Consider the following 13,561-nt stretch of genomic DNA (forward strand, 5'->3'; position numbering starts at 1 on the left):
GAAGGCGACCGACGACAGCCGAGCCTGACCGATGACCTACCGTGCGCCCGTCCGCGATCTCGCCTTCACCCTCCAGGCCGTGGCCGGGATCGACCGGGTCGCCGCCACCGGCGCCTTCCCCGACTACGACGCCGAGCTGATGGCGGCGGTGCTCGAGGCGGCGGGGCAGTTCTCGGAGGAGGTGCTCGCGCCGCTGAACCGCGTCGGCGACGCCCACGGGGCGACCTGCGTCGACGGCAACGTGACCACCGCCCCCGGCTTCGCCGACGCCTACCGCCAGTTCGCCGCCGGCGGCTGGACCGGGCTGTCGGCCCCGGCCGCGGCGGGCGGGCAGCAGCTGCCGAAGGCGCTGGAGCTGGCCGCGTACGAGACGGTGCACGCCGCCAACATGGCCTTCGGCCTGTGCCCGATGCTGTCGCTGGCGGCGATCGAGGCGCTGGAGGCGTTCGGGACCGAGGCGCAGAAGGCGACGTATCTGACGAAGCTGGTCTCGGGCGAATGGACCGGGGCCATGGTGCTGACCGAGCCGCAGGCCGGCTCGGATCTGGGGTCCCTGACGGCGACGGCGACGCCGAACGGCGACGGCACCTACAGCCTGGCGGGCCAGAAGATCTTCATCACCTGGGGCGACCACGACGCCGCCGACAACATCGTCCACATGGTGCTGGCGCGCCTGCCCGACGCCCCGCCGGGTCCGAAGGGCATCAGCCTGTTCCTGGCCTCGAAATTCCTCATCGACGCCGACGGCGGCCTCGGCGCGCGCAACGCCTTCCGGCCGGTGAGCGTGGAGCACAAGCTGGGCATCCACGGCTCCCCCACCTGCGTGATGGCCTATGAGGGCGCGACCGCCGAACTGGTCGGCCGGCCGCACGAGGGCCTGTCGCACATGTTCGTCATGATGAACGCGGCCCGGCTGGCGGTGGGCGTCGAGGGCGTGGCGATCGCCGAACGCGCCTACCAGCACGCCCTCGCCTATGCGCGGGAGCGCCGGCAGGGCCGGTCGGTCTGGACCGGACAGCCGAACAGCCCGATCGTCGACCACCCGGACGTGCGGCGCGCCCTGTCGGTGATGAAGGCGAAGATCGCGGCGGCGCGGGCGATCTGCCTGTCCACCGGGGTGGCGGCCGACCTCGCGCGGCACGCGGCGGACGAGACCGAGCGGCGCTTCTGGAAGGGGCGCGAGGACCTGTTCACCCCCATCGCCAAGGCGTGGGCGACGGACATCGGCGTCGAGGTGGCGTCCATGGGGGTGCAGGTGCACGGGGGCATGGGCTTCATCGAGGAGACCGGGGCCGCGCAGTACTATCGCGACGCGCGCATCGCCCCGATCTACGAGGGCACCAACGGCATCCAGGCGATGGACCTCGTGGGCCGGAAACTGTCCCAGGACGGCGGCGAGGCGGCGAAGGCGCTGATCGCCGACATGAAGGCGACCCTGATCGACCTGCCGAAGCTGTACGTCGGCAAGCCGGTGGAGCGGCTGGCCAACGCCATCGAGGCGGTGGAGGACGCCACCCTGTGGCTGCTCGACGCCAAGGCCGATCCGGCCCGCGCCGCCGACGTGCTGGCCGCCGCCGACGCCTATCTGAAGCTGCTGGGCGACGTGGCCGGGGGCTGGATGCTGGCCCGCGGCGCGCTGTGGGCCCGGGCGGAGCTCGACGCCGGCCAGGGCGACGCGGGATGGCTGGAGGGCCGGATCGCCCTCTACGAGGTCTATGCGGCCAATGTGCTGGGACATGTCTCCAGCCGGCTGGCCGCCGTCGGCCAGGGCGGCGCCCTGCTGGAGCGGATGACGGTCGAGGTGCTGGCGGGCTAGGGCGCCGCGGCGGCGTCCATCCGGGCGATCGCCTCGCGGACGTATTCGGCGTGGGCCACGATGCCGATGCCGACGGTGTCGCCGTCGACCCGCATCTCCTGCACCAGCACCCCGGCGATGAAGGGGTGGTCCGGCTGCGTCGTGCCCGGCAGCTTGCGCGCCGCCGGGGTCCAGAACACCGGCCCGCCGGAGTTGCCGGGGAAGACGGCGAAATCGAGCAGGAAGGTCGGAAACTCGCTGATCGGGGTCAGCGGCCAGGAGGCCACGCGGCCCGTGCGCAGGATCGGGAAGCCGGCCTTGTTGGCGGCGTAGCCGTGCGGATAGCCCAGCGTCATCAGCTCGTCCCCCGGGCCGATCCGCCAGGCGTCGAGGGCGTCCGGCCCCGCCAGCCAGCCCAGCGGCAGGGCGGCGCGGGCGAACTCCGCCGGCGCGGAGATGGCCATCACCGCCACGTCCCGGTCAGGGTGACGGGTCCAGCGCGGGGCACCGTCCGCGTCGCGGATGGGCAGGGGCTCGGGCGCGAAGCGCCAGCCGCCGTCCCACTCCGGATAGCGCCAGCCGATGCGGGCCTCCGAGGCCGGCATCCCGTCCAGCACATGGGCGGCCGTGACCAGGACGGTGCGCGGCAGGCCGTCCGGGCCCGGCGCGTCGACGAGGAAGGCCGTGCCGACCCGGCGGTTGGCGCCGTCGGCCAGCGGCTGGTCGATCTGGACCGTGGCCGCGATCAGACCCAGGGTCAGGTCCCAGGCGGGGCGGGCCTCGACCGCCTCGGCGGCGGGCGGCGGCGGAATCTGCAGGTCGAACATCACGCTCCCGGTGGCGCAGGCCTCTTCCCATTTGACGGCGAGGGGTCGGCGCGCACAAGGTCCCGCGTCCATCCGGGGAATACCGCCATGAACCGCCGCGACCTGCTCGCCACCGCCTCCGCCGCGCTGGCGGCCGCCGCCCTCCCCGTCCCCGTCCAAGCTTCCGGAGCCTCGATGACCCAGGGCCGTCCCGTCCCGCCTGTCGCGAAGAAGATCCCCGTCACCATCGAGCAGCTGGGCCGCACCCGCGTCGACGAGTACCAGTGGATGAAGGACGACAATTGGCAGGCGGTGCTGCGCGACCCGACCCTGATCAAGGCCGACGTCAAGGCGCATCTGACCGAGGAGAACGCCTACCGCGAGGCGATGATGGCCTCGACCCTGCCGCTGCAGGCGCAGATGTTCGAGGAGATGAAGGGGCGCATCAAGGAGGACGACAGCTCCGTGCCGTCGCCGGACGGGCCGTGGGAGTACTACACCCGCTACCGCGCCGGCGATCAGCACCCCCTGTTCTGCCGTCGCCCGCGGGGGCGCGAGGACGGCGAAGTGGTCCTGCTGGACGCCAACGCCCTGGCCGCCGGCAAGGCCTATTCCGAGGTGTCGAGCGCCGAGCACAGCCCCGACCACAGCCTGTTCGCCTACGCCGAGGACGCGCAGGGGTCGGAGGTGCACCAGATCTACGTCAAGGATCTGGTCACCGGGGAGGTGCTGCCCGATCCGATCCAGTCGGCGACCGGCAACTTCACCTTCTCCCCCGACAGCCGCTGGGTGTTCTGGACCAACCGCGACGACAACGGCCGGCCGGACAAGATCTTCCGCCGCCCGGCGCGCGGCGGCGAGACCAGCCTCGTCTACGAGGAGGCGGACGACGGCATGTTCATCGGCGTCGGGCGCAGCTCGGACGACCGCTTCGTGCTGATCTCGATCGAGAACCAGGAGACCTCGGAGGTCCGCTACCTGCCGGCCGGCGATATGGCCGGGACGCCGCAGGTGCTGGATCCGCGGGTCGTCGCCCGCCGCTACGACGCCGACCACTGGGGCGACCGGTGGGTGATCCGCACCAACGCCGACGAGGCCGTCGACTTCAAGATCGTCGAGGCCCCGACGGACGCGCCGGCGAAGGCGAACTGGAAGGACCTGGTCCCGCACACGCCCGGCCGCTTCATCGAGGGCGTCGCCCTGGTGAAGGACTTTCTCGGGCGACAGGAGCGGACCGACGCCAACACCAGGATCGTCATCCGCGACCGCGCCGGGGCCGAGCACGAGATCGCCGTCGACGAGCCGGCCTATGCGCTGTCGCTGGGCGGCGCGTCGGAGTTCGACACCACGGTGATGCGCTACGGCTACAACTCGCCGTCGACGCCGACCTCCACCTATGACTACGACCTCAGGACCCGCGAGCGGACCCTGCGCAAGGTGCAGGAGGTGCCGTCGGGCCACGATCCGGCGGACTATGTGGTCGAGCGGCTGAACGCCCCGGCGCCCGACGGCGAGCTGGTGCCGGTGACGCTGGTGCGGCGGAAGTCGACGCCGGTCGACGGCTCGGCGCCCCTGCTGCTGTACGGCTACGGCTCCTACGGCATTCCGATGCCGGCCAGCTTCTCGACCAACCGGCTGTCGCTGGTCGATCGCGGCTGGATCTACGCCATCGCCCACATCCGCGGCGGCTCGGACAAGGGCTGGAACTGGTTCCTGTCGGCCCGGCGGATGACCAAGAAGAACACCTTCACCGACTTCATCGCCGCCGCCGAGCACCTGATCGCGCGCGACTACGCCCGGGCGGGCAACATCGTCGCCCAGGGCGGTTCGGCCGGGGGGCTGCTGATCGGGGCGGTGACCAACATGCGGCCGGACCTGTGGGCCGGGGTGATCGGCCAGGTGCCGTTCGTCGACGTGATCAACACCATGAGCGACACCTCCCTGCCGCTGACGCCGCCGGAATGGCCGGAGTGGGGCAATCCGATCGAGGACCCCGAGGCCTACGACTACATGTTCTCCTACAGCCCCTACGACCAGGTGAGGCCGCAGGCCTATCCGGCGGTGCTGGCGACCGGCGGCCTGTCCGATCCGCGGGTGACCTACTGGGAGCCGGAGAAGTGGGTGGCGCGGCTGCGGCCGGCGACCACCTCGGGCAAGCCCGTGCTGCTGAAGATCAACATGGAGGCCGGCCACGGCGGGGCCTCGGGGCGCTTCGACTACCTGAAGGAGGTCGCCCACGACTACGCCTTCGCCGTCTGGGCGGTGGAGAAGGGCTGGGAGCGGGTCTGACCCGCTCCGCCGCCTAGGGGTCGAGGGTCCAGGTGTAGACCCCGGGCTCGGTCGCGGTGGCCGGAACGAAGCCGCGCAGCTCCTGCGTGCTGGCGCACTCCGCGTCGCCGGTCGAGTAGAAGGTATAGGGGCCGGGATACTCGACGCAGAGGGTGTGATCGCCCTGCCAGCGGCGGCCGGAGCCGTCGGTGGCGTCCGCGTAGAAGTAGAAGTTGGCGTTGTCGGTGGTCACGAGATTCGAACACGCGCCGGCGGCGACGTCGAACCAGCCGCGGTTGATGAACCGGCCCTCGCCCGGCGGGACATAGGACACCGCGACGGTGGCGTTCCGGCCGCTGCTGTTGCAGACCTGCAGATCGACCGTCGGGCGCGATTTCGCCGCCGCGACGCCGGAGGTGCTGGCCGACGGCTTCGCCTGGGCCAGCGCCGCGCCGGGCGTGATCAGCATGGCGGCCGCCGTGATCGCGATGAGGCTTTTCATGAGCTTTTCCTTCCCCTTGCCCTGCAACGATAGCAAAGCTTCAACGCCGCGCCAGTGACCGGGTCTGACGTCCGGGGAGAAGTCCGATGAGCCTGCAGCTTCGTTCCGCCGTCGCCGACGACCTGGAGCCGATCGCCGCCCTGTACGGGCGGGAGGTGCTCGGGGGCACGGCGACGTTCGAGCTGGAGCCGCCGGGCGTCGGGGAAATGGGGCGCCGGATGGCGGCGGTGCGGGGGCACGATCTGCCGTGGCTCACGGCCGAACTGGACGGCGCCTTCGCCGGCTACGCCTACGCCTCCCCGTTCCGCCCGCGCCCGGCCTATCGCTACGGCGTCGAGGTGTCGGTCTATGTCGCGGAGACGGCCCGCGGCCGGGGCGTGGGACGGGCCCTGCTGTCGGCCCTGGTCGAGCGGGCGCGCGCCCGCGGCCTCCGCCACCTGATCGGCGCGATCAGCGACAGCGCCACGAGTCCGGCCTCGATCGCCCTGCACCGGTCGCTGGGTTTCGAACAGGTCGGCCGCTACCGGCAGGTCGGCTGGAAGTTCGACCGCTGGCTCGACGTCACCCTGATGCAGCTGGACCTCGCACCGGACGGCGCGCCGCCGGGGAGCCCCGGACTGGATCTCGGCGGCGGTCTCGCTTGAGCCGGGCCCGGGGGAGGCCTAAGGGAGGCGCATGACGGCCCTGCGGACCCTCTGCCTGCTGTTCGGCGCCCTCGCGGCGCTGACGCTCGGCGCGTTGTCCGCCAGTCCGGTCCGGGCGGCGCCGTCCTGCCACGACGGCGCGTCTAGCTCGCACGCCCCGCAGCATCCCGACAAGCCGACCAGGGCGATGGAGTGCTGCGTCGCCTGCGTGGCGGCCGCCGCCCCGGCTCCGCCGCCGCGGACGCCGGTGGTCCTGCCGGTTCCGGCGCGGGCCGCCGCGCCCGTCGCCCTCCCTGCGGGTCTGCATCCGGCCCCCGAACCCCATCCGCCCCGACAGACCGACGCCTGAGACCGACGCGGCCGCGCCGCGTCCCCTACGCGTTTTCCATTCTGTCCGGAGGCCTCTCATGGCTCACCCCTTCCTCGCGCCCCTCGCGGGCGCCTCCCTGCTCGCCCTCGCCCTGCCGGCGGCGGCGCAGGACCCCGCGCATCATCCGCAGCCGCCGCAGCCTGGCGCCCCCGCCCGGCCGGCGGCGTCCCATGACGGCCATGCGCCCCGGCCCCAGCCGTCCGCGGAGCCGCGCCACGACCCCGCGCACCACGCCGGCATGGACCACGGCGCGATGGATCACGAGGCCATGGACCACGGCGCCATGAACCACGCCGCCGGGGATGAACCGCACGCCGGCCACGCCGCGACCAGCCCGCTGGGCCCCTGGCCGATGACGCGCGACGCGTCGGGGACGGCGTGGCAGCCCGACCTCTCCCGGCACGGCGGCGTCCACCGCGCGGCCGGCGGCTGGGACCTGATGGGCCACGCCACGCTGAACCTCGTCCACGACTGGCAGAACGGGCCGCGCGGCGACGACAAGACCTTCGTCGGCGGCATGATCATGGGCTCGGCCCGCCGCGACCTCGCCGACGGCTCGACCGTGAACCTGCGCGCCATGCTGAGTCCCGAGCCCTTCATGGGCGAGGAGGGCTTCCCGCTGCTGCTGGCCGCGGGCGAGACGGCGGACGGGACGACGCCGCTGGTCGACCGCCAGCATCCGCACGACCTGTTCATGGAGCTGTCGGCCTCTTACGCGCGTCCGCTCTCCGCGGACGATAGCGTCTTCGCCTACATCGGCCTGCCGGGGGAGCCGGCCTTCGGGCCGCCGGCCTTCATGCACCGCATGAGCGCCATGGACAGTCCCGAGGCGCCGATCACCCACCACTGGCTGGACTCGACCCACATCGTGTTCGGGGTGGCGACGCTCGGCTGGGTCCACAAGGACCTCAAGATCGAGGCCTCCTCGTTCCGCGGGCGCGAGCCGGACGAGGATCGCTGGGACATCGAGAGCCCGGAACTGGACAGCTGGTCGGTGCGGGGCTCGTGGAATCCCTCCGAGGCCTGGTCGCTGCAGGTGTCGTATGCGGACGTCACAGCGCCGGAACAGCTGGAGCCGGACGAGGACGAGACCAAGTGGTCGGCCAGCGCGATTCACACCCGGCCGGTGGGGCGGGACGGCTGGTGGTCGTCGACCCTGGCCTGGGGGCGCAAGACCAACGACCATGACGAGTCGAAGGACGCCTGGCTGCTGGAGTCGGCGGTCAGCCCGGACGACCGCTGGACCGTCTTCGCCCGCGCCGAGCGGATCGAGACCGACGAGCTGGTTCCCGGCCACCACGGCGGCCACGGGGAGCTCTACACCGTCGCCAAGGCCTCGGTCGGGGCGGTCCGGGACTGGCGGATCGCGCCGCGGGTGCGCTTCGGCCTGGGCGCGCTCTACAGCGTCAACCAGGTCCCGGCGGCGCTGGAGCCGGCCTACGGGGGCGATCCCGACGGGGGCATGGTCTTCGCCCGCCTGAAGATCGAGTAGCCGCAAAGTCGCGCCGCGCGGGCCTGCGGGTCAGTGCGGCGCGATGTCGTCCGGCGGCGAGGCCAGCCAGGGGGCGAGCCGGAAGCGCCGCGGCGTCTCGCCGAGCGTCCGGTGCAGGATGAACTGCCGGGCGAAGGCGACGACGGCGCGGATGGTCTGCTCGTCGAACGGCTTGCACACCGCCCCGAGCGCGCCCGAGAATCCCTCCGGTATCTGCTCGGGGTTGGCGGTGAGGAACACCACGGCGGCGCCGTGTTCCGCGACCAGCCGTTGCGCGACCTGCGGCCCGGTCATGCCGTCGAGCAGGTTGACGTCGACCAGCGCCAGCTCCGGCGCCTCGCGCCCGGCGATGGCGAAGGCGCTGGCCTTGTCCATGGCGCAGCCGACCACGTCGCAGCCGCAGTCAGCGAGCACCAGCTCCAGTTCCATGGCGAGAAGCGCCTGGTCCTCGACGATCATGACCCGAAGATCGGGCGGCTGGTTCACTCGCTTCCCCCCGCGTTTACCGAGCCGGTTTACCACTGTTCTGTCCGATAGCGGACACCGAACGCCCTATTGGCTATTCGGTTCGGTCTGGAGTAGAAATTCTCGCGTAGCGAGCGTCCGGGGGGAAGATGGCGTCGGCCGAAGAGCGCCTCAGCGAGGTCCAGGGACGATTGCTCGGCGGCTATCAGCTGCTGCAGACGCTCGTGGGCATCCGTCTGCGCAGCGTGGTCGACCCGGAAAGCAAGCGCCACCTGATCTGGTTCAGCGACGTGGCGGCGGCCATGGATCTGCTGAGTCGGCGGATGACGGCCGAGGGGCCGACCGACTTCGCCGGCTATCTGGAGGACGTGGCCGCCTTCTGGGCCCGGGCCTGCGAAGGCCGGCCGGTGAGGCTGGATGTGCGGGGACAGGCGGCGCTGTTGCCGGACACCCATCTGCTGCCGCTGGCGATCATCACCCACGAGCTGATCGGCAACGCCTGCCGCCACGCCTTTCCCGACGGACGGCGAGGGTCCATCGCCGTCGCCTTCTCGCGCGCCATCGGCGGCGTCAGCCTGGTGGTTCGGGATTCGGGAATCGGAGCCGACGCCGTCGAGCCGCGCGAGGGGCTGTCCCTGGTCGGCGGCCTGGTCGAGCACCTCGGCGGTTCCCTGCATATCGAGACCGCGCCCGGCGCGGGGGTCGGCGTGCGCATCCGCCTGCCGCTCGAGGGCGCGCTGACGCATTGAGGCGCAAGGCCGGAACGCCGGCGTCGCTGGCGGGTTGGGAAGCCATGGCGGACCGGCGCAGACCCCACTCGGAGACCCTGAACACCCCGCAAGCGCCGGGCGCGCCGTCGGGCGACTTCGGCGCGCCGGAGGACGAACTGCTGGTGGACGGGCAGGAGGAGGTCTTCTCCCGCTCCGAGGTCGAGAGCGGCCGGATCGAGCATCAGGCCGAGGCCGGCGGCGACGAGGGACCCGAGGCCGAATAGTCAGGGATCGAACGAGCGATCCTCGTCCAGCGGAGCGATGAACACGCGGTCGCACTCGTTGCTCTCGTTCGCGATCGGAATCACGGTCAGGCCGTCGTCGGCCTCCTCCATCACCTCGGCCACGACCTCCTCGAACTGCGCCTCCTTGCCGGGGCGGCGGTAGAGCACCACGCCGTCCTTTGCGTCCAGAACGCCATAGGCGGGGGAGCCTTCGAGAAGGGAGTCGAGATGCAGCGTCATCCGCCCACAATGTCGGCCACGCCGAAATGGTTCACGGAAAGGTGGCGGGGGACCGGGATGAGGATGGCTGGGGAACTAGGACTCGAACCTAGAATGACGGTACCAAAAACCGTAGTGTTACCATTACACCATTCCCCAGCAGGTCCGGCGCAACCCCGCCCTGCGGCGGGGAGGCGGTCGATTACGACAAGGCCGCGGGCAACGCAAGCGGGCTTTTTCGCTTTTGCGAGGGCGGCCGCGGGAGGGGTTGCAGACTATTTTCCGGCAGGCGTTTTCCGCGCTTGCGGCCCCCCCACCCCGTCGCTATAAGCCCGCTCCTCAAGTCGGAGTGTGGCTCAGTCTGGTAGAGCACTGCGTTCGGGACGCAGGGGTCGCAGGTTCGAATCCTGCCACTCCGACCATCTTCCCCCGGGGTCTTCCCGGTCGATCAGGCGCCCCTCGGGGCGCCTGTTTCGTTTCCGCCGCCGGCCGCCCGGGCGGTCGCCTCCAGCCGCCGCCCGACCGCCTCGATGGCGCGCTCGCCCAGCGCCCGGCGTCGGGCCAGCAACTCCGGCGAGCCGGCGTCGTAGTCGGCCATGAGCCGCTTCACGAAGGCGCCGGAGCGGACCTCGGCCAGCACCTCGTCCATGGCCGCGCGCGAGGGCGCGCCGATCACCCGCGGGCCGGTCAGATAGGCGCCGTACTCGGCGGTGTTGGAGATGCGCGCGAAGGCGCCGGCCGGCCCCAGCCGGTGCATAAGGTCGACCACGAGCTTGAGTTCGTAGAAGCACTCGAACCACGCCACCTCGGGCGGATAGCCCGCCCCGACCAGCTTCATGAAGGCGGCGTCGACCAGCTCGACCGTCCCGCCGCACAGCACCACCTGCTCGCCGAACAGGTCGCTCTCGCACTCGGCGGCGAAGGTGGTCTCGAGGATGCCCTTGCGGCCGCAGCCCAGGGCCGCCGCGTAGGACAGGCCCAGGGCGTGGGCGCCGCCCGTGGCGTCCTGGTGCACGCCGAACAGGCAGAACACCCCCTCCCCCGCCTCATAGAGTTCGCGGATGCGCGGGCCGATGCCCTTGGGCGAGGCGAGGATGACGTCGACGTCCGGCCGCGGCTCGACCAGGCCGAAGCGGACCGACAGGCCGTGGGCGAAGACCAGGGCCGCGCCGGGGCGGAGGTTCGGCTCCAGTTCGTCCCGCCACAGGTCGCGGTGGGCCTCGTCGGAGACCATGACGGCGACCACGTCGGCGCCGGCGGCGGCCTCGCCGGCGCTGCGCACCTCGAAACCGTCGGCCGCGGCCCTCTCCCGCGTCGCCGAGCCGGGCTTCAGTCCGACCACGATGTCGCCGACGCCGGAGTCACGCAGGTTCAGGGCGTGGGTGCGGCCCTGGCTGCCGTAGCCGATCACCGCCACCCGTCGGCCGCGGATGATCGACAGGTCGCAGTCACGGTCATGGAAGACGGGGAGCGGGGTCATGCAGGCTCTTCTTCCATCAACGAGGCGAGGATGGCCCGAACACGGGCGAGGACTTCAGGCGGCGCTTGGCAGATGGGACGGAAGCCCCGCTCGGCCCGGTCGAGGCTGCGGATCTGGTCCGCGAGTACGGCGCCGCCCACCGGGAGGCCCTCCGGCAGGACAACCTTGGTTGGCCACGGCGTCAGGTTCGCGGTCACGGGACAGACCAGCGAGCGGCGGCTGACCTGGTTGAAGCGCGTGGCCGAGACCACCAGCGCCGGGCGCGCTCCAGCCTGTTCGCTGCCCCGAACCGGCTCAAAGTCGACCCAGACAAGGGCGCCTGCCCGGGGCGCCTTGGGGTCAGGGGCGGTCATGCAGGATCTCGTCCCCGCGATCCAGGCCCCAGTCGACCGTCTCCGGCTCGCCGGCGGGGCCAAGGCGGTCGATCTCGGACACGATCCAGTCCAGCGTCACCTCAGGCCGCCGCCGCACCGTCAGCTCGAGGGTCTCGCCCCGGAGCTCCATGTCCATGTCCTGGCCAGGCTCGAGGCCCAAGGCCTCCACCGCTCGCCGGGGAAGACGGACGGCGACGCTGTTGCCCCAGCGGGCGGCCCTTACCTTCATCGCCTTCATGCCCTATCCTCCCGGATATCCGTCTGTATATCACGCGAGCGCCATGACCGTCACCCCGTCCGACGTCGTCGCCTTCTGGAAAGAAGCCGGTCCCTCGAAGTGGTTCGCCAAGGACGAGGCGTTCGACGCCGAGTTCCGGCGGCGATTCGAGGCGGCCCATCTCGCCGCCGCCCGGCGCGAACTCGACGCCTGGGCCGACAGCGCCGAGGGGGCGCTGGCCCTGCTGATCCTGCTGGACCAGTTCCCCCGCAACGCCTGGCGCGGCACGGGCCACGCCTTCGCCACGGATCCGCTGGCGCGGATGTTCGCCCTGCGCGCCCTCGACGCGGGGATGGACCGGCTGGTCGGCGAGGACCTGCGCCGCTTCTTCTACCTGCCGCTGCAGCACGCCGAGGATCGCGCCCTGCAGGACCGCGCGCTGGCCCTGTTCCAGGGCCTCGAGCGCGACCCCGAGGACCGGTGGGCCGAGCACCACCACGCGGTGATCGAGCGCTTCGGCCGCTTCCCGCACCGCAATCGGGCGCTCGGCCGGGAGACCACGGCGGAGGAAGCCGCCTTCCTCGAGCAGGACGGCTTCCGGGGCTGATCCATGCAGCGCTGCCGCGAGTGCGCGACGATCCTGCAGGAGGGCCGCAACTGGCACGCCTCCTATGCGGCGCGGAACTACCGCCACTGCATGGAGTGCGCGCGCGCCTATTCGCGCCAGCGCTACGGCAAGCTGAAGCCGACGGTGAAGCGGCGCGTGCCGGTGGCCGGCGTCACCGCCCGCACGCCGATGACCGCCCGCGACCGGGCGGTGCGCAACCGGGCGGAGCTGGCGCGGCAGCGGCGGGACCGTCCCGACTGATCGATACACAGGCGGCCGCCACGTTTCTGTGAGCAAGCCGAAGCTCGGTCTGCCCCGGCGCGCGAATCACCGGCACTCTGCCCCCATGAACGCCGCCGTCGCCCTCGCCGATCTCCAGGACCGCGCCGGAGCCGCCGCGGCCGACCATCCGGAATGGCAGTACCTCAACCTGCTGCGCGACATCCTCGACAACGGGGCGCGGCGCGACGACCGGACGGGCACCGGGACGCTGGGGGTGTTCGGGCGGCAGATGCGCTTCGACCTGTCGAAGGGCTTCCCGCTGCTGACCACCAAGAAGCTGCACCTGCGCTCGATCATCGTCGAGCTGCTGTGGTTCCTGCGCGGCGAGACCAACATCGGCTGGCTGAAGGAGAACGGGGTCAGCATCTGGGACGAATGGGCCGACGCCGAGGGCGAACTGGGGCCCGTCTACGGCAAGCAGTGGCGCAGCTGGACCGCGCCCGACGGGCGGGTGATCGACCAGATCGAAAAGCTGGTCGAGGGGCTGAAGACCAATCCCAACAGCCGCCGCCATATCGTCACCGCCTGGAACCCCGCCGACGTCGACGACATGGCCCTGCCGCCCTGCCACTGCCTGTTCCAGTTCTTCGTCGCCGACGGCAAGCTGTCCTGTCAGCTGTACCAGCGGTCGGCGGACGTGTTCCTGGGGGTGCCGTTCAACATCGCCTCCTACGCCCTGCTGACCATGATGATGGCCCAGGTGACCGGGCTGGAGCCGGGCGAGTTTGTCCACACCTTCGGCGACGCCCATCTGTACCTGAACCATGTCGAGCAGGCGGAGCTGCAGCTGACGCGGGAGCCGCGGCCGCTGCCGACCATGACGATCGCGCCGAAGGCGGACCTGTTCGCCTACCGGCTGGAGGACTTCGCGCTGGAGGGCTACCAGCCCTGGCCGCACATCAAGGCGCCGGTGGCGGTCTGACCGTCCGTTTCCTCCCCGGGCGGAGCCTGGGGAGGGGGACCATCCGGAGCCGCAGGCGGAGGATGGTGGAGGGGTCGAACGCCGCTTCCGGATCCACGGGTCCCCGCGCCGCCTTCACCCCTCC

17 protein-coding genes and 2 tRNA genes are annotated in these 13,561 nt (G+C 71.7%); 11 read left to right on the top strand and 8 right to left on the bottom strand.

The genetic code is table 11. The features are described 5' to 3' along the window. The first annotated feature begins 31 nt into the window (after positions 1 to 31). Positions 32 to 1,816: an acyl-CoA dehydrogenase gene (locus H2038_RS05220; RefSeq protein WP_292109980.1), complete on the top strand. Its 1,785-nt coding sequence runs from the start codon at positions 32 to 34 to the stop codon at positions 1,814 to 1,816. On the opposite strand, the gene H2038_RS05225 is transcribed toward H2038_RS05220, so the two are convergent. After that, entirely contained in the window at positions 1,813 to 2,622 is an 810-nt protein-coding gene (locus H2038_RS05225) for a serine protease (RefSeq protein WP_292109982.1), read from the bottom strand. The two genes, H2038_RS05220 and H2038_RS05225, sit on opposite strands and share 4 nt — an antisense overlap. Positions 2,623 to 2,709: 87 nt before the next feature. Between H2038_RS05225 and H2038_RS05230 the strand changes: the two genes are divergently transcribed. After that, positions 2,710 to 4,890, top strand: a complete 2,181-nt coding sequence (locus H2038_RS05230) for a S9 family peptidase (protein WP_292109984.1) — start codon at positions 2,710 to 2,712, stop codon at positions 4,888 to 4,890. Positions 4,891 to 4,903: 13 nt separating this feature from the next. On the opposite strand, the gene H2038_RS05235 is transcribed toward H2038_RS05230, so the two are convergent. After that, positions 4,904 to 5,371, bottom strand: a complete 468-nt coding sequence (locus tag H2038_RS05235) for a DUF1036 domain-containing protein (RefSeq protein ID WP_292109986.1) — start codon at positions 5,369 to 5,371, stop codon at positions 4,904 to 4,906. Positions 5,372 to 5,457: 86 nt separating this feature from the next. Between H2038_RS05235 and H2038_RS05240 the strand changes: the two genes are divergently transcribed. From H2038_RS05240 to H2038_RS05250, 3 genes are read left to right on the top strand one after another with little or no spacing between them, the layout of a single operon-like run. Beyond that, positions 5,458 to 6,015 (top strand): GNAT family N-acetyltransferase, encoded by a 558-nt coding sequence (locus H2038_RS05240; protein WP_292109988.1) that lies wholly within the window; start codon positions 5,458 to 5,460, stop codon positions 6,013 to 6,015. 31 nt (positions 6,016 to 6,046) lie between these two features. After that, on the top strand, positions 6,047 to 6,364 hold the full coding sequence (locus tag H2038_RS05245) for a hypothetical protein (RefSeq protein ID WP_292109990.1): 318 nt from the start codon (positions 6,047 to 6,049) through the stop codon (positions 6,362 to 6,364). A gap of 58 nt (positions 6,365 to 6,422) precedes the next feature. Beyond that, on the top strand, positions 6,423 to 7,877 hold the full coding sequence (locus tag H2038_RS05250) for a hypothetical protein (protein WP_292109992.1): 1,455 nt from the start codon (positions 6,423 to 6,425) through the stop codon (positions 7,875 to 7,877). Between the two features lie 30 nt (positions 7,878 to 7,907). Here the strand turns inward: H2038_RS05250 and H2038_RS05255 are convergent, their stop codons facing one another. Continuing rightward, the gene (locus H2038_RS05255; RefSeq protein ID WP_292109995.1) at positions 7,908 to 8,363 is read right to left on the bottom strand and encodes a response regulator; all 456 of its coding nucleotides are present in this window, start codon (positions 8,361 to 8,363) and stop codon (positions 7,908 to 7,910) included. 128 nt (positions 8,364 to 8,491) lie between these two features. On the opposite strand from H2038_RS05255, the gene H2038_RS05260 reads away from it, so the two are divergent. Then, a complete protein-coding gene (locus H2038_RS05260; protein ID WP_292109998.1) occupies positions 8,492 to 9,091 on the top strand; it encodes a sensor histidine kinase in 600 nt (199 codons plus the stop codon). A gap of 44 nt (positions 9,092 to 9,135) precedes the next feature. Then, positions 9,136 to 9,336, top strand: a complete 201-nt coding sequence (locus H2038_RS05265) for a hypothetical protein (RefSeq protein WP_292110000.1) — start codon at positions 9,136 to 9,138, stop codon at positions 9,334 to 9,336. Here the strand turns inward: H2038_RS05265 and H2038_RS05270 are convergent, their stop codons facing one another. Both H2038_RS05270 and H2038_RS05275 read right to left on the bottom strand, forming a co-directional pair. Next, positions 9,337 to 9,576 (bottom strand): hypothetical protein, encoded by a 240-nt coding sequence (locus H2038_RS05270; protein ID WP_292110003.1) that lies wholly within the window; start codon positions 9,574 to 9,576, stop codon positions 9,337 to 9,339. It abuts the gene before it with no gap. Between the two features lie 64 nt (positions 9,577 to 9,640). Then, positions 9,641 to 9,714, bottom strand: a tRNA-Gln gene (locus H2038_RS05275). Between the two features lie 186 nt (positions 9,715 to 9,900). Here H2038_RS05275 and H2038_RS05280 point away from each other — a divergent pair. After that, a tRNA-Pro gene (locus H2038_RS05280) sits at positions 9,901 to 9,977 on the top strand. Between the two features lie 26 nt (positions 9,978 to 10,003). On the opposite strand, the gene ilvC is transcribed toward H2038_RS05280, so the two are convergent. The 3 genes from ilvC to H2038_RS05295 are packed head-to-tail and all read right to left on the bottom strand — an operon-like array spanning position 10,004 to position 11,647. After that, positions 10,004 to 11,035 carry a ketol-acid reductoisomerase gene (gene ilvC, locus H2038_RS05285; protein WP_292110005.1) on the bottom strand — a complete coding sequence of 344 codons (1,032 nt, stop codon included), beginning with the start codon at positions 11,033 to 11,035 and terminating at the stop codon, positions 10,004 to 10,006. Beyond that, positions 11,032 to 11,388 carry a type II toxin-antitoxin system PemK/MazF family toxin gene (locus H2038_RS05290; protein WP_292110008.1) on the bottom strand — a complete coding sequence of 119 codons (357 nt, stop codon included), beginning with the start codon at positions 11,386 to 11,388 and terminating at the stop codon, positions 11,032 to 11,034. Before H2038_RS05290 ends, ilvC begins: the two co-directional genes overlap by 4 nt. Further along, the gene (locus H2038_RS05295) at positions 11,375 to 11,647 is read right to left on the bottom strand and encodes an AbrB/MazE/SpoVT family DNA-binding domain-containing protein (protein WP_292110009.1); all 273 of its coding nucleotides are present in this window, start codon (positions 11,645 to 11,647) and stop codon (positions 11,375 to 11,377) included. Before H2038_RS05295 ends, H2038_RS05290 begins: the two co-directional genes overlap by 14 nt. 43 nt (positions 11,648 to 11,690) lie before the next feature. Here H2038_RS05295 and H2038_RS05300 point away from each other — a divergent pair, with 43 nt between their 5' ends. The 3 genes from H2038_RS05300 (at position 11,691) to H2038_RS05310 (ending at position 13,437) form a co-directional block, all read left to right on the top strand. Next, a complete protein-coding gene (locus H2038_RS05300) occupies positions 11,691 to 12,233 on the top strand; it encodes a DUF924 family protein (RefSeq protein ID WP_292110011.1) in 543 nt (180 codons plus the stop codon). Positions 12,234 to 12,236: 3 nt separating this feature from the next. Further along, positions 12,237 to 12,494 (top strand): hypothetical protein, encoded by a 258-nt coding sequence (locus H2038_RS05305; protein WP_292110014.1) that lies wholly within the window; start codon positions 12,237 to 12,239, stop codon positions 12,492 to 12,494. Positions 12,495 to 12,579: 85 nt separating this feature from the next. Continuing rightward, the gene (locus tag H2038_RS05310) at positions 12,580 to 13,437 is read left to right on the top strand and encodes a thymidylate synthase (protein ID WP_292110017.1); all 858 of its coding nucleotides are present in this window, start codon (positions 12,580 to 12,582) and stop codon (positions 13,435 to 13,437) included. Positions 13,438 to 13,561: the final 124 nt, after the last annotated feature.

It is taken from the genome of Brevundimonas sp., assembly GCF_013912005.1.
Lineage (GTDB): Bacteria > Pseudomonadota > Alphaproteobacteria > Caulobacterales > Caulobacteraceae > Brevundimonas.